Source organism: Paracoccus everestensis (assembly GCF_021491915.1).
Lineage (GTDB): Bacteria > Pseudomonadota > Alphaproteobacteria > Rhodobacterales > Rhodobacteraceae > Paracoccus > Paracoccus everestensis.
Genome location: NZ_CP090836.1, coordinates 2755860 through 2770503, shown reverse-complemented (window position 1 = coordinate 2770503; position 14644 = coordinate 2755860). Strand labels below are relative to the sequence as shown.

General features: G+C 65.2%; 17 protein-coding genes. 8 read left to right on the top strand and 9 right to left on the bottom strand.

Annotated elements, in window-relative coordinates; all coding sequences use genetic code 11:
• The first annotated feature begins 170 nt into the window (after positions 1 to 170).
• Positions 171 to 863, top strand: a complete 693-nt coding sequence (locus LZ585_RS13850) for a DUF2268 domain-containing putative Zn-dependent protease (protein ID WP_234854112.1) — start codon at positions 171 to 173, stop codon at positions 861 to 863.
• On the opposite strand, the gene LZ585_RS13845 is transcribed toward LZ585_RS13850, so the two are convergent.
• From LZ585_RS13845 to LZ585_RS13825, 5 genes are all read right to left on the bottom strand, one after another.
• The gene (locus LZ585_RS13845; protein WP_234854111.1) at positions 852 to 1520 is read right to left on the bottom strand and encodes a rhomboid family intramembrane serine protease; all 669 of its coding nucleotides are present in this window, start codon (positions 1518 to 1520) and stop codon (positions 852 to 854) included. The genes LZ585_RS13850 and LZ585_RS13845 overlap by 12 nt on opposite strands.
• Positions 1521 to 1712 carry a Trm112 family protein gene (locus LZ585_RS13840; RefSeq protein ID WP_234854110.1) on the bottom strand — a complete coding sequence of 64 codons (192 nt, stop codon included), beginning with the start codon at positions 1710 to 1712 and terminating at the stop codon, positions 1521 to 1523.
• A complete protein-coding gene (locus LZ585_RS13835) occupies positions 1709 to 2335 on the bottom strand; it encodes an LON peptidase substrate-binding domain-containing protein (protein WP_234854109.1) in 627 nt (208 codons plus the stop codon). Before LZ585_RS13835 ends, LZ585_RS13840 begins: the two co-directional genes overlap by 4 nt.
• A gap of 8 nt (positions 2336 to 2343) precedes the next feature.
• Positions 2344 to 3252, bottom strand: coding sequence for a thioredoxin (trxA, locus tag LZ585_RS13830; RefSeq protein WP_234854108.1), 909 nt, complete (start codon positions 3250 to 3252; stop codon positions 2344 to 2346).
• 150 nt (positions 3253 to 3402) lie between these two features.
• On the bottom strand, positions 3403 to 4188 hold the full coding sequence (locus LZ585_RS13825) for an exodeoxyribonuclease III (protein ID WP_234854107.1): 786 nt from the start codon (positions 4186 to 4188) through the stop codon (positions 3403 to 3405).
• A gap of 152 nt (positions 4189 to 4340) precedes the next feature.
• Between LZ585_RS13825 and LZ585_RS13820 the strand changes: the two genes are divergently transcribed.
• Both LZ585_RS13820 and LZ585_RS13815 read left to right on the top strand, forming a co-directional pair.
• Positions 4341 to 5657, top strand: a complete 1317-nt coding sequence (locus LZ585_RS13820) for an MFS transporter (RefSeq protein ID WP_234854106.1) — start codon at positions 4341 to 4343, stop codon at positions 5655 to 5657.
• Positions 5658 to 5711: 54 nt separating this feature from the next.
• A complete protein-coding gene (locus LZ585_RS13815; protein WP_234854105.1) occupies positions 5712 to 6686 on the top strand; it encodes a glutathione S-transferase family protein in 975 nt (324 codons plus the stop codon).
• A 177-nt stretch (positions 6687 to 6863) separates the two neighbouring features.
• Here LZ585_RS13815 and LZ585_RS13810 read toward each other — a convergent pair whose 3' ends face one another.
• Together LZ585_RS13810 and LZ585_RS13805 are read right to left on the bottom strand one after the other, a co-directional pair.
• Entirely contained in the window at positions 6864 to 7895 is a 1032-nt protein-coding gene (locus LZ585_RS13810; RefSeq protein WP_234854104.1) for a glycosyltransferase family 1 protein, read from the bottom strand.
• Between the two features lie 337 nt (positions 7896 to 8232).
• Entirely contained in the window at positions 8233 to 8919 is a 687-nt protein-coding gene (locus LZ585_RS13805; protein WP_234854103.1) for a response regulator transcription factor, read from the bottom strand.
• Between the two features lie 136 nt (positions 8920 to 9055).
• Here LZ585_RS13805 and ribA point away from each other — a divergent pair, with 136 nt between their 5' ends.
• Positions 9056 to 10114 (top strand): GTP cyclohydrolase II, encoded by a 1059-nt coding sequence (gene ribA / locus LZ585_RS13800; protein ID WP_234854102.1) that lies wholly within the window; start codon positions 9056 to 9058, stop codon positions 10112 to 10114.
• Positions 10111 to 10605, top strand: a complete 495-nt coding sequence (locus LZ585_RS13795) for a L,D-transpeptidase family protein (protein WP_234854101.1) — start codon at positions 10111 to 10113, stop codon at positions 10603 to 10605. The genes ribA and LZ585_RS13795 overlap by 4 nt, the downstream gene beginning before the upstream one ends.
• Here LZ585_RS13795 and LZ585_RS13790 read toward each other — a convergent pair.
• The gene (locus tag LZ585_RS13790; RefSeq protein ID WP_234854100.1) at positions 10602 to 11741 is read right to left on the bottom strand and encodes an alkane 1-monooxygenase; all 1140 of its coding nucleotides are present in this window, start codon (positions 11739 to 11741) and stop codon (positions 10602 to 10604) included. The two genes, LZ585_RS13795 and LZ585_RS13790, sit on opposite strands and share 4 nt — an antisense overlap.
• A 10-nt stretch (positions 11742 to 11751) precedes the next feature.
• Positions 11752 to 12777 carry an A/G-specific adenine glycosylase gene (locus LZ585_RS13785; protein WP_234854099.1) on the bottom strand — a complete coding sequence of 342 codons (1026 nt, stop codon included), beginning with the start codon at positions 12775 to 12777 and terminating at the stop codon, positions 11752 to 11754.
• 85 nt (positions 12778 to 12862) lie between these two features.
• Here LZ585_RS13785 and LZ585_RS13780 point away from each other — a divergent pair, with 85 nt between their 5' ends.
• The 3 genes from LZ585_RS13780 to mscL all read left to right on the top strand — a co-directional run bounded on the left by LZ585_RS13780 (position 12863) and on the right by mscL (position 14620).
• Positions 12863 to 13396 (top strand): DUF721 domain-containing protein, encoded by a 534-nt coding sequence (locus tag LZ585_RS13780; RefSeq protein WP_234855845.1) that lies wholly within the window; start codon positions 12863 to 12865, stop codon positions 13394 to 13396.
• An 11-nt stretch (positions 13397 to 13407) separates the two neighbouring features.
• Positions 13408 to 14037 (top strand): DsbA family protein, encoded by a 630-nt coding sequence (locus tag LZ585_RS13775; RefSeq protein WP_234854098.1) that lies wholly within the window; start codon positions 13408 to 13410, stop codon positions 14035 to 14037.
• A 124-nt stretch (positions 14038 to 14161) separates the two neighbouring features.
• Positions 14162 to 14620, top strand: coding sequence for a large conductance mechanosensitive channel protein MscL (mscL, locus tag LZ585_RS13770; RefSeq protein ID WP_234854097.1), 459 nt, complete (start codon positions 14162 to 14164; stop codon positions 14618 to 14620).
• Positions 14621 to 14644 lie beyond the last annotated feature (24 nt).

Here is a 14644-nt window from a genome sequence, read left to right as displayed (position 1 = left end):
GCGTTGACTGACACCACCCCTTCGCCAAGCAGGCGCGCCTGTTCTTGGTTGACTATGCGTCCTGTCCTTTCCTTTGGCGAGTTTGATGCCTGGCGGCAGCCTTTGGTTTTCGAAGTCCATCGGGCACCCGCTTGCTGGCAACAGCCCTGCAAAGCCGTTATATCCACCTTATGACCTTCTGGACTCTTCACCTTCTGAACACGCGCCATGCCCTGACGCCTGTCCTGTCCGAGGTCCGGCAGGCCAGCCGGGATGCGGTGGCGCGGGCCTCGGGCCATGCCGATCTGCCGGATTTCGATCTGGTCGTCCGCGCGCATTCTGATCGCTCGGCTGATGGTGCGGTCCAGGGCAGCGCCCCTGCGCCCGGCGTGATCGAGATTGCACTGACCCCCGACCGCTTCGATCCGGCCCCCTTCACCCGTATCCTGGTCCGGCAGATGGCGCATCTGGTCCGTTGGGCAGGGCCGGGCTATGGCAAGTCTCTGGGCGAGGCTTTGGTCAGCGAAGGTCTTGCCGGGCATTTCGTGGTGCAGGTCATGGGCGGGCAGGCGGACGGCGTTGATACCGTCAGGCCCGCGCAGGGGGCCATGCGTCAAGCGATGAACGAATGGGCGCGGCGGGATTACGATCAGGGCCGCTGGTTTGGCGGCAAGGGCGATTTGCGCAAGGGAACGGGCAACAGCCTGGGCCATCGGCTGATCGCCGAGCATCTGACCGAGAGGCCCGGCGATTCGGCCGCCTCGCTGGCGATGGCGCCTGCCGACCCGTTCCGCCAGATCCTGCGCCGGATCGCGGCGGCCGAAGGGCAGGCGACGGATGAACCGCCGCCCCAAGACCAGACGGATGCGCCGTCAGAAGGTTGAGGTGCGCGGGTTGTGGCGCATTGCCATGGCCGCGCCCATTGCCAGCCCGGCCAAGGCTCCGCCCAGATGCGCTTCCCAGGCGATGGAGGGCATCAGGACGGTCAGCGCGACGTTCAGCACCACCATCAGCCCGACACCCCGCCACAATTGCCCCAGCGGACGGCGGCGGCGCCAGCCGGTGACGGCGGCATATCCGATCAGCGCGCCGGCCAACCCGAAAATCGCCCCCGATGCGCCGATCATCGGACCGCCATCCGGGGTCATCACCGCGAACAGCAGGGCGGCGGCGACCTGGGTCACGGCATAGACAAGGGCCATGCGCCCCGGCCCGATCAGGCGGTTCAGTTCCCGCGCGATGGCTACCAGCGACAGCATGTTCATGCCCAGATGCAGCAGGCCCGCGTGCAAGAAGCCATAGGTCACGAAGATAGACAGGATATGGCCCGGAAAGATCCCGTGGCCTGCCCAGACCACCGGCGACCAGAAGCCCCCGAAGATCATCAAGGCCTGACGCAAGATCGGATAGCCCAGCAGATCTCCGGCCATGACCGCCACCTGCATCGCGCAGCACAGCCCGATCACGGCCTTGACCCAGAAGGGCAGCCGGGGCTGAACCCCGTTTCGGACGGCGACAAGGGGGTCGGACTGGGCCACCATTCAATCCGCCTTGATCTGGCGCGCCTCGGCCACCAGCATGATCGGAATGCCCGCGCGGATCGGGAATGCCAGCCCCGCCGCGCGCGAAACCAGTTCCTGGCGAGCCGCGTCATAGGACAGGGTGGCGTGGGTGACGGGGCAGACAAGCGCCTCGATCATGTGGCGGTCGAAAGGGGGCGGGTTCTGGGTCATTGCAAACGATCCTCGGTGTCGCCGCCATGCAGGGCGAATTCGATCAAGCCCTGCAACAGTTCGCGCCGGTCCGACAAGGTCGGGCTTTCCAGCAGCGCCTGCCTGTCGCCGGGCGAAAAGGGCAGGACCATCGACAGCGAATTGATCAGCGCCTCGTCCTGGGCCTCGGAGGCGGCGTCCCAATCGGTGGAAAGCTCGTGCGCATCCATGTAGCGGCGCAACAAGGGAAACAGCGTGTCGCGATCCAGGCCGGGGTCGTCCTCGGTCCCCTTCAGGTCGTGGGTGAATGACGACCAGTCCACCTCGGCCATCAGGTAAGGGGTAAAGCCCTCCTGCACCTCGGTCAGGCGGAAGCGCGAGACGGCCAGCAGCGAGATCATCTGCCGCCCGTCATCGGTTTCGGAAAATGCCACCACCCGGCCTGCGCAGCCGATGGCCGCCAGCCCCTCGCCCTCGGGCTGGATCAGGCCGATCAGGCGGTGGTCGGTTTTCAGGGCATCGTCCAGCATCTGCAGGTATCGCGGTTCGAACACATGCAGCGGGATCCGCGCGCGCGGCATCAGGACCGCCCCGGACAAGGGGAACAGCGGAAGGCGCGTGGGCAGATCGAAGCGGAACCGCATGGCCGGGATCAGGCGAAGATCAGGGACGACAAGCGGCGGCGTCCCTTCTGGGCCAGGGGATCGTTGGGCTTGAGGCTGTCGAAGATCGTCAGCAACTGCGCCTTGGCCGCCCCTTCGTTCCAGTCGCGGTCGCGGCGGAAGCTGTCCAGCAGGACATCGATGGCATCTTCCACCCGGCCGGCGGCGTGCAGGGCCTGGGCGTATTCCAGCCGCGCCTGCTGGTCTGCGGGATCGGTATCGACGCGGGCCTGCAAGGCATCCAGGGGACCGGCCTTTGCAGCCTGCCGGGCCAGGTGCAACTGGGCGCGCGCGGCCTCGACCGGGGCGCTGGCGGCGGCAGGGGCGGGGATCTTATCCAAGGCGGCCTGTGCGGCATCGGGATCACCGGCGGCCAGATGGGCGCGGACCAGGCCCGCCCAAGCGTCATTGCTGGTTGGGTCTTCCTCTGCAATGGCGGCGAATGTTTCGGCGGCGTCGGTAAAGGCGCCTTCCTCCAGCATCTGTTCGGCGGCGGCGAGCGCCTCGGCCAAGCCGCCGTCATCGCCCCCAAGCGCCGCCAGCTTGTCCACGAACTGCTTGATCTGGCTTTGCGGGACGGCGCCCTGGAAGGCATCGACCGGCTGGCCCTGGAAGAAGGCATAGACCGTGGGGATCGACTGCACCCGCAGTTGCGCGGCGATCATCTGGTTTTCGTCCACATTGACCTTGGCCATGCGGACGCGGCCCTTGTGGCGCGCCACCTCGGCCTCGAGCTGCGGGCCGAGGGTCTTGCAGGGGCCGCACCAGGGCGCCCAGAAATCGACGATGACCGGCACTTGCATGGAGGCCTGCACGACCTCGGCCATGAAGGTCGCCTCGGTCACGTCCATGATGAAGTCGGCAGGTTTGGGGGCGTCGGCTGCGGTGTCGAAAAGCATGGCGGTGGGATCCCAAGTGGTTCCGGTCTGAACGGTTTGCGGCAATATGGGGGCTTGGACGCCCAAGGGGAAGGGTTGTTTCCGGTGGCGAAGCCGGGGGTTTCACACCCCCGGACCCCCGTGGGATATTTAGGCCAGGATGAAAGGACGTCAAAGGTCGAAGGATGCCAGCACCGGCACATGGTCGCTGGGCTGGTCCCAGGCCCGGCAGGGCCGCAGGATACGGCTGGCATGGGCAGCGTTGGCGATGTCGGAACTGGCCCAGATATGGTCAAGGCGGCGACCCTTGTCGGCGGTGTGCCAGTCCTTGGCCCGATAGCTCCACCAGGAATAAAGCAGGCCCGTTGGGATATCCTGGCGCGTCACGTCCACCCATCCGCCGGCATCCTGGGCCGACAGAAGGTGATCGACCTCGATGGGAGTGTGGCTGATGATCTTGAGCATCTGCTTGTGCGACCACACGTCGTCTTCGCGCGGCGCGATGTTGAGATCCCCGACCAAGATCGACTTCTGCGGGTTGTCGGCATGAAACACGTCGCGCATCTCGGCCACGAAATCCAGCTTTTGCCCGAACTTCTCGTTCACCGTGCGATCGGGAATGTCGCCGCCCGCGGGAACATACATATTGTGGATCGTCACGCCGTTTTCCAGCCGGGCCGCGACATGGCGGGCATGGCCCAGGCGCGCATAATCGCGGTCGCCCGCATCGGTGATCGGCAGGCGCGACAGGATCGCCACGCCGTTATAGCCCTTTTGCCCGCGTGCGACGACATGGCTGTAGCCGAGCGCCCGGAACTGATCCAAGGGAATCTTGTCCACCGGCGACTTGCATTCCTGCAGGCAGAGGATGTCGGGGCTTTCCTCGGTCAGAAACCGCGCGACCAGCCCTTCGCGCAGGCGGACCGAGTTGATGTTCCAGGTGGCGATGGTGAACATGGGCAGGCTCCTTTGATCGGCGCGGACCCTAATGGCGGCGCGCCACGCTGTCGAGTTAACGCAGGGGCAAGTTTTTTCTGCAGATGCGCAGTCACGGCTTGGTGATCGGGAAAACTGCCGCTAAGCAATGCCATCCGGCAAAGGGGGACGAGATGCAGTTGACGGTGGACGAGGCTTTGGCGCGCGGCGGGGCCGGGCGGTTCCAGTGGCGGCTTCTGGGAATCTTTGGCTTGGTCTGGGCAGCGGATGCCATGCAGGTGATCGCCGTGGGCTTTGCGGCACCTTCCGTCGCCGCCACCTTCGGGATCGAGCGCGTGACGGCGTTCCAGATCGGCACGGTGTTCTTTGCGGGCATGTTCCTTGGCGCCTTTGCCTTTGGCCGGATCGCCGACCGGATCGGGCGGCGCAACATCCTGGTTCTGACAGTCGGCATGGACGCGATCTTTGGCCTGGCAGCGGTCTTTGCGCAGGACTTTACGCTGCTGCTGGTGCTGCGCTTTCTGACTGGCGTCGCTGTGGGCGGCACCTTGCCCGTGGACTATGCGATGATGGCCGAGTTCCTGCCGCCCCGGAATCGGGGCCGCTGGCTGGTCTGGCTGGAAGGGTTCTGGGCCGTGGGCACCATTGTCGTGGCCCTGACTGCCTGGATCGCCGTGTCCCAAGGGGCCGTGGCACCCTGGCGGTGGATATTCGCCGTGGCCGCCGTTCCGGCGCTGGTCGGTATTTTCTTGCGCCTCTGGGTGCCCGAATCCCCCATGTATCTGGTCCGCAAGGAACGCGCGGCCGAGGCGAAGGCTGTGATTGACCGGGTTTTGGTCACGAACGGGATGCAGGCGCTGCCCGCCGACGCGGAACTGGTCCCCGCGGCCGTGCCGACAGGGGCGGAAACCTCGATCTTTTCGGATATGCTGCGGGCGCGGACCATTGGCGTGCTGGCGGTCTGGTTCCTGGTCTCGCTGTCCTATTACGGCGTTTTCGTCTGGGTGCCTGGGCAGCTGGCGACCGAGGGTTTCGGCTTTGTGCGCGGCTATGAGTTCCTGGTGGTATTGGCGCTCGCGCAGGTGCCGGGCTACGCCTTGGCCGCCTGGGGGGTCGAGGCTGTCGGTCGCCGTGCGACGCTGCTGGGCTTTCTGCTGCTCAGCGCCGCCGGTTGCGCGCTGTTCGCCGTGGCCAGCGGCACCGCGATGGTCGCGGGCGCGCTGATCCTGATGAGCTTTTCGCTGCTGGGCACCTGGGGGGCGCTTTATGCCTTTACCCCCGAACTTTATCCCACCCACCTGCGCGGCACCGGAATGGGCACCGCCAGCGCCATGGCCCGGCTTGGTGGGATCCTGGCGCCCAGCCTGCTGGCATTCGTCTTTGCCAAGGGCTTTGGTTTCGCCATCGGCGTCTTCGCGGCGCTGCTGCTGCTGGGGGCGCTTGCGCTGCTGCTGGTGAAAACCGAAACGCGCGATCAGGCCATCGCCTGAAACCCCAGGCCCCTGTGGCCCGTTTCCCTGTGAACCAGCACGGAGGATAGGGCAATGGGCCAGTTGGTCAACGGCGTCTGGAAGGACGAATGGTACGATACCGAGGCCAGCGGCGGCGAGTTCGTCCGTGACAGCGCCAAGCATCGCAACTGGGTGACAGCCGACGGCAGCCCCGGCCCGACGGGCGAGAGCGGGTTCAAGGCGGAAAGCGGGCGGTATCACCTGTATGTGTCCTATGCCTGCCCCTGGGCGCATCGGGCGCTGATCTTCCGCGCGGTGAAGGGGCTGGCGGACCACATCGACATCTCGGCCGTGCATCCCGACATGCTGTGGAACGGCTGGGAATTTCGGACCGATTTCGACGGCGCCACCGGCGACCGGCTGTTCGGAGAGCCTTATCTGTACAAGCTGTATCTGCGCGCCGATCCCAAGGCCTCGGGCCGGGTGACGGTGCCGGTGCTTTGGGACCGCGATGGCGACCGGATCGTGTCCAATGAAAGCAGCGACATCATCCGTATGTTCAATTCCGCCTTTGACGGCATCACCGGCAACACGGACGATTACTGGCCCCAGGATCTGCGCGACCGGATCGAGGATCTGAACACCCGGATCTATGACACGGTGAACAACGGCGTCTACAAGGCGGGCTTCGCCACGTCACAGGACGCCTATGACAAGGCCATCCATCCGCTGTTCGACAGCCTGGACTGGATCGAGGGGATCCTGGCCGAAAGCCGCTATCTGTCAGGCGACCGGCTGACCGAGGCCGACTGGCGCCTGTTCACGACGGTGGCCCGTTTCGACGCGGTCTATCACACCCATTTCAAATGCAACCGCCGCCGGATCGTCGATTATCCGAACCTGTGGGCCTGGGCGCGCGAGTTGTATCAACGGCCCGGCGTGGCCGAAACGGTGCGGCCCGACCATTTCACGCGGCATTACTATTTCAGCCACGACACCGTGAATCCGCACCGGATCATCCCCATCGGACCGGACGCCGATTGGTCCGCACCGCATGACAGGGGATAAAGGAAGCCCCGGCGCGGGACAACGCCGGGGCATCAGAGAAAGGAGGGAGAGAATGTGGCCGCGTCCGCCGGCCACTGGGCTTCGAGGCTGTAACGCGGAAACAGGACAAAGGTTCCCGTGGCGTGATATTCAGGCACCCGAGAACCGGGCCACTTTGTCAGGGAAAATCATCGGCGGCTAGGCAGCATCTGTCACGATAGAAGCGTCCGCGACTGTCAGATGCGCCGCGCAATCATCGACAAACCTGCCTTTGTTCAGATAATCGCGGCAGGCTTGGAATGCAGTCAGGGCGATCCGGCGCAAGTTTTCAGGATTGGCCAACGCATTTCGCACGACATCCTCGAAGTCGGAAAAATCCCATCGGACCGGCAGATAGGTTTCATGCGGGCGATAAAGGTCGGGCAGGCTGTCCAGATGGGACACATCGGGCTTGATCAGCACCGCGCCGGTCATATAGGCCTCGATGTCGCGCCAGCAGAGTTCTCCATAGCCGAATGGGCTCCAGCATAGTTTGGACTGACGCATCTCCTCCAGAAAGCGCGTCTGGCCGATGCGGTCCTTCGGGGTGGTGACGATACCGGGCAAGTCGCAGGTGACCCGGGCCGCGTGTTCTCGCATTGCCTGATACCAAGGCGTTCCCTGGGTAGCGATGCGGGCATGAAGATCAATCGGGCGCCCCTTCAAGTCCGGCAGTTCCCCTAGGAATTGCGGCATCAGATGCGGTGCGGTCAGAAAGTTCGGTATCAGCCCCAGCTTGTCCAGCAAGGCAACAGGCACCTGCCGGTCCACGACCCTCCCCGGGATGCCATATAGGGTCATGTAGTATTCGGTCAGGTTCGTGTCGCCCAGGCGCGGCGTCAGGAAGTCACGGCGGTCGCGGAACAGGGCCTTGCGCAGATAAAGATCGACCAGCGGTTCAAGCGCGCGGCCGAAACGCAGGTCGACATGGGCGAAGCTGTCCAGAAAGATCACACGGGCTGAACTGTGGCGGGCACGATAACGGGCGATCGCTTGGGCCAATCGGTCGATGTCTTCTGTAAACCAAGGCTGGACCAGCACGATATCAGCAGGCGGAGCCTCGTCGCCGAACAGATCGGCGATCGGTCGGGCGCGCAAGTCGGTGCCATAGCGCGCCGCCAGTTCGGCGCCGTGATGAAAATAAGGATAGATGCTGGCCCAGCAAATCCGGTTGGGATGATGAAAGATCAAAACCCGGGTTCGTGCCTTTCTTGAAAATCCTGTCGCCAGCAAGGATCGTGTGAGCGGTTCGTATCCTTGTTGAAGACGCCTTCGGGCCGCATGACTGCGAAGGCCGTGACTGAAAATATACACTGGTAACTACCCTCAAATCAGTTGCCTGCCCGATTATGATAAAAGGATCGGCGGGAAAAGGGTTGTCATTCTGGCTTGATGGTTAATCGTCTGGACCCTGTTGCAGGGCGACCAATGAGGTGGAAATTCCAAAACGGCGATTGCCCGCACGTATCCAGGCGGAACGTAAAAAGGCCCGGCATGATGCCGGGCCTTTCACGGGCGTCGAATGTGGTCACGCCACCAGCCGATAACCGCCTGATTCCGTCACCAGCAGGCGCGCATTGCTGGGATCCGGCTCGATCTTCTGGCGCAGGCGATAGATGTGGGTTTCCAGCGTATGCGTGGTGACGCCGGCGTTGTATCCCCAAACCTCGTGCAGCAGCACGTCGCGGGCGACCACCCCGTCCTGAGCGCGATACAGGAATTTCAGGATATTGGTTTCCTTCTCGGTCAGGCGGATCTTGCGGTCCTTGCTGTCGATCAGCATCTTCATCGCGGGCTTGAAGGTGTACGGCCCCAATTGAAAGATCGCGTCCTCGGACTGTTCATGCGTGCGCAGTTGCGCGCGCAGGCGGGCCAGCAGGACCGGGAACTTGAAGGGCTTGGTAATATAGTCGTTGGCGCCCGCGTCCAGGCCCAGGATGGTGTCGGCGTCGGTATCATGGCCGGTCAGCATGACGACAGGGCATTTGACGTTCAGCTTGCGCAGCTTCTTGCACAATTCGCGCCCGTCGGTATCGGGCAGGCCCACGTCCAGGATCACCAGGTCGAAGATCGCGCCCTTGGCGGCGTCCACGGCGGCGGCACCGGTGCCGGCCTCGGTCACGTCGAAATCCTCTGTGGCGGTCAGTTGTTCGGCCAGGGCCTCGCGCAGGTCTTCCTCGTCATCGACCAGCAGGATTTTTTTCAGTCCGGGCATGTTGCCTCCCTTCGCTTGTTGCGCGAGTAGGTGGGCGCGGCGCGCGGTCCCGTCCAGCATCATGTCGGAAATCTCACATGGAGTTGTCGGCAAGGGCGCTTATGTTTCAATATGTTTCAATTTCTCGGGACCATCCATGAGCCTGATCCCCACCCTGGCTGAAACCGTGTCGCGCGCGCGCAGCGATCTGCGCATGGGCCTGCCGGTGATGATCGGCGGTCATTTGGTCGCGGCGGTGGAGACATTGGCGCCCGCGCGGCTGGCCGACATCCGCGCGCTTGGGCGTCCGGTGCTGGCGCTGACCGAACGGCGGGCCGAGACGCTGAAGGCGCGGGCCTATGACGACGGCCTGGCTCGGGTGATCGTGCCGGGGGATGCCGATCACGCCTGGCTGCGGGCCATGGCCGATCCTGCGGGCGATCTGATGACGCCGATGAAGGGACCGCTGTTCACCGAACGCGAAGGGGACGCCACGCCGCATCTGGCCGGGCTGGCGCTTGCCAAATCCGCGCAGCTTCTGCCCGCCGTGCTGGTGGTGGCGGTAGAGCCGCTGCCCGGCCTGACGCAGATCGCGCCCGGCCCGCTGCTGGCCCAGCTTGCGCATGAGGCGGCCCTGGCCCCGGTCGCCGCCGCGAACCTGCCGCTGTTGGCTGCGGAACGGTCGCGGCTGCATATCTTCCGCCCTGACGACGGCGGGGCCGAGCATTACGCCATCGAGATCGGCGATCCGCCCCGCGACGCGCCGGTCTTGGCGCGGCTGCATTCGGCCTGTTTCACCGGCGACGTTCTGGGCAGCCTGAAATGCGATTGCGGCCCACAGCTTCATGCCGCGCTGACGGCCATGGGGCAGGCGGGGCAGGGTGTGCTGCTGTATCTGAACCAGGAAGGGCGCGGGATCGGGCTTGCCAACAAGATGCGCGCCTATGCCCTGCAGAACCAGGGCTTCGACACGGTCCAGGCCAACCACCGCCTGGGCTTCGAGGATGACGAGCGCGATTTCCGCATTGGCGCGGCCCTGCTGCGGCGGATGGGGTTTTCGAAGGCCCGGCTGATGACCAACAACCCGCGCAAGGTGGCGATGATGGAAAGCCATGGCATCGCCGTCACCGAACGGGTGCCGCTGGCAGTGGGCCGCAATCCTTTCAATGCAGGCTATCTGGACACCAAGGCCGAAAAGTCGGGGCATCTGCTGTGAGGCCCGACGATCTGGTCCTGACGCCGCAAGGGGTTCGGTATCGCGGGCGCCTGTTCCCGTGCAGCATCGGCAAGCGCGGCGTGACGCGCGACAAGCGCGAAGGCGACGGGGCCACGCCCGCAGGGGTGATGCGGATAACGGGCCTCTGGTATCGGCCCGACCGGCTGGCGCGGCCTGCCCCCTGGGCGCGGCCCATCGGGCCGGGCGACCTGTGGTGCGATGCACCCGATCATCCGGCCTATAACCACCATGCCCGCGCGCCTCTGGCGGCCAGCCACGAAAACCTGCGCCGGGCCGATCCGCTGTATGACCTGATCCTGACCACGGACTGGAACTGGCCGGATGCAGTGCCGGGCCGGGGTTCTGCGATCTTCCTGCATCAATGGCGCAGGCCGGGATATGGGACCGAGGGCTGCATCGCCTTTGCCCGGGCGCACCTGATCTGGATTGCGCGCCATGCGCGACCGGGGACGCGGGTGATCGTGGCCTAAAGAGCGTTCCTCGGCATGGGCAACTCGCCCCGGTTATAGGGCCCCCAGTCCGTCACCTCGGGATAGAACTGCTTGCGCCAGGCGCGGACGCGCGGGTTCATGCGCCGGCGCCACCAGGGCGGCACCATGGCGACAAAGGTCATCGCCGGATAGCCCAGGGGCAGTTGCGGCGCCTGGTCCGCGCCATGGGTCTGCAACAGCGGGAACCGGCGGTCGGGCTTGTAATGGTGGTCCGAATGGCGCTGCAGGTTGATCAGCAGCCAGTTCGAGGCCCTGTGGCTGGCATTCCAGCTGTGGCGCGGCAGGATATGTTCGTATCGCCCCTGGCCCAGATGCTTTCGCGTCAGGCCGTAATGTTCGACATAGTTCGTCAGCTCCAACTGCCAGATCGCGACAAGGGCCTGGAAGACGAACAGCAGCAGGCCTTGCAGGCCGCCCAGCATCAGCGCCATTCCCAGCATTGCCGCTTGCAGCGCGGCGTATCGCCAGAAGGGGTTGCGCCGGTCCCAGGGTCTGCGCCCGGCCCGTGCAAGAAGGCGCGCCTCGGCCCGCCAAGCGCTGGCCGGACCCTCGTGCAGGACGCGCCAGAAAAAGCGGTAGAACCCTTCATTGTAACGCGCCGACACCGCGTCGCGGGGGGTGGAAACCCAGGCATGGTGGACCAGCAGATGCTCGGTCCTGAAATGCGAATACAGCGCCGAGGCCAGCAGCAGGTCGCCCATCAAGCGTTCCACCGCCGTCCTTTGGTGCAGCAGTTCATGGGCATAGACCATGCCGATGGTGCCCGACAGCACGCCCACGCCGAAGAACAGGCCCAGCTTTTCCAGGCCCGACAGGTGGCCCGCCTGGGCCGCATACCAGATCGTCCCGAAGATCGCGGCGCATTGCAGCGGGAACCAGACAATCGTAACGGCCCGGTGCCAGAACAGGGCGCGGGTTTCGGTTTGCGGATCGGGGTTGGCCTTGCTTTCGCCCAGAAGGCCGTCAAGCGCGGTCGTCAGATACCAGGCATAGGCGGGCAGCAGCATCCACCACAACCCGCCCCAGGCCGCGGCAAGCGCGACCAAGGGCAGCATGACCAGGGACATCCAGAAGGGGGCTGCGGCGGGCAATCTGCCGGGGGTTGAATCGCTCATGCGCGCGACCTTACGCGGCGATCTGGGCCTGCGCCATATCCCAGACCTTGCGCATCAGGCCGGGCAAGGCCTCGCGGTCGATCTGCGCCAGGGGGACCAGATGGCCACGATCGGGGGCGGCTGACAGATCGCCCACCATCACTTGCAAGGACAGGTTGAAATGGGTGAAGACATGGCGGACCCGGCCGACATCGCGCCATTTGGCCACCCCGGGCGGCGGCAGGTCGCGCCCGTCCCAATGGGCAGAGGGAAAGGCCAGCGTGCCGCCAAGCAGCCCCTTGGCCGGGCGTTCCTCGAACACCACAGCCTCGCCGAGGCGGGCGACCCAGGCGATGCCGGTGCGGTCGGGCTTGGCGGGTTTGGGGGCCTTGCGCGGCAGGCTGGCGGCAATCCCCTGGGCACGGGCGTCGCAATCGTAGATCAGCGGGCAGATGCCGCAGGCGGGACTGCGGGGCGTGCAGATCGTCGCGCCCAGATCCATCATCGCCTGCGCATAATCGCCGGGGCGCGCGACGGGCGTCAGCGTTTCCGCCAGGGCCACCAGTTCGGGCTTGGCGGCAGGCAAGGGCGTTTCCACCGCGAACAGACGCCCCACCACGCGTTCGACGTTCCCGTCCACAACGGTTTCCGGCGCATCATGGGCGATCGCCGCGATCGCGGCCGAGGTATAGGCCCCGATCCCCGGCAGCGCCTGCAGTTCCCCTCGCGTTACCGGAAACCCGCCTGCCGCTGTCACCGCCCGGGCGCAGGCCAGCAGGTTGCGGGCGCGGGCATAGTATCCAAGCCCCGCCCATTCGGCCATCACCCGCGCATCGGGGGCTGCCGCCAGATCCTGCACCGTGGGCCACAGGGTCGTGAAGCGTTCGAAATAGGCCTTGACCGCCGCAACGGTGGTTTGTTGGAGCATCACCTCGGACAGCCAGATGCGGTATGGATCAGCGGGGCCTGCGCCCGGCGGGATGCGCCAGGGCAGAACCCGCGCATGGCGGTCGTACCATTCCAGCAGTTGCGGGGCGATCACCTTGGCGTCACGCAATATTCAGGCCCTTGTTCCGATCCCGCGCTTTCATCCGGCCACGCGTCTGCGTAAGGATATGGGCGTGATATCAGGACAGGCAATGATGGCACAGTCGCCCGACCGCACCCGCAAACCGCCCACCCGCCGCAGGCGCGGGTTTCAGCAGGCGGCAATCCTGCTGGCCGACCGGGTGCAGAAGGCGGCCGAGGGGCGTGGCTTTGCCATGGCCCGCCTGCTGACCCATTGGCCCGAAATCGCCGGTGCCCAGCTTGCCCGGGTAACGCGGCCTGTCCGCATCAGCCATGCGCGCGGCGGGTTCGGCGCGACGCTGACCCTGCTGACCACCGGGCCCGCCGCGCCGCTGGTGGAAATGCAGCTGCCGCAACTGCGAGAGCGGGTGAACGCCTGTTATGGCTATAATGCGGTGCAGCGGATCGTGCTGACCCAGACGGCCGCCAGCGGATTTGCCGAAGGGCAGGCGGTCTTTGCCGCGCCCGCAGCAAAGGTGGCGCCCCCCGACCCGCAGATCATCGAAAAGGCCGATCAGGTCGCACGCCAGTTCCAGGATCCGATCCTGGCCCAGGCGATGGCCCAACTGGCGCTGAACATCGAAACCAAACGACACCGGAACCACTGAAAGGATTTTCCATGCTGATCCGCTCTGCCGTCGCAGCCTTTGCCCTGGCCCTGGCCGCCCCCGCCGCGATGGCCCAGGATGCGCCCGCCGCCGCCGCAGCCGAAACCCTGCCCGACATCGCGCTGGGCGCCGAGGACGCGCCCTTGACCATTGTCGAATATGCCAGCTTCACCTGCGGGCATTGCGCGAATTTCCACACCGAAAGCTGGCCCAGGCTGAAGGCCGAGTATGTCGATACCGGCAAGGTGAAATTCATCCAGCGCGATGTCTATTTCGACCAGCCGGGCCTGTGGGCAGGGGTGCTGGCGCGTTGCGGCGGGGATGAGAAGTTCTATCCCGTGTCCTCGATGCTGTTCGAGGAACAGCAGAAATGGTTGGCCGGCGGCACGGGCGAGGAAATCGCCGCGAACCTGCGCAAGATCGGCCTGAAGGCGGGCATGACCGAAGACCAGATGAATGCCTGCTGGGAAGATACCGCCAAGGCCGAACAACTGATCGCGACCTTCCAGAAGAACGCCACCGCCGACGAGATCGAGGCCACGCCGACCTTCATCATCGATGGCGAAAAGGTCATGAACCAGCCCTGGGACGACATGAAGCAGGTGATCGACGCCAAGCTGGCCGAAGCGGGCAGCCAGTAAGCAACGACCGCGGCCCGTCCGGCGCCGGGCGGGCCTCCGGTATCACGGGGAATTGCTTTTCAGCAAGACCGGCCGCATTCTTGGCCTGCGCCCGCACGGCGCTTATCATAGGGGATGCTTGTCCATGATCAGAGAATTCCGGGAATTCATTGCCCGCGGCAATGTCATCGACCTTGCGGTCGGGATCATCATCGGCGCGGCCTTTACGGCAATCGTCAGCTCGCTGGTCGCCGACCTGATCAACCCGCTCCTCGGCCTGCTGACCGGCGGCGTCGATTTCACCAACAAGTATTTCGTCCTGTCCGGCAACGTCCCCGAAGGCGCAAGCCTGGCTGCGGCCCGCGATTCGGGCGCCGCCGTCTTTGCCTACGGATCCTTTGCGATGGCGGTGCTGAACTTCCTGATCATCGCCTGGGCGGTGTTCCTGCTGGTCAAGGCCGTCAACCGCTTGCAACGCATGGCGGTCCGCAAGCAAGAGGAAGTCGTCGTGGCGGCCCCCACGCAGGAAGAATTGCTGGCCCAGATCCGCGACCTGCTGGCCGACCGGTCCGTGATGGCGGATTATCCGCTGCCCCGGCCATAGCGGCAGCGGCCCCGCACGGCCATG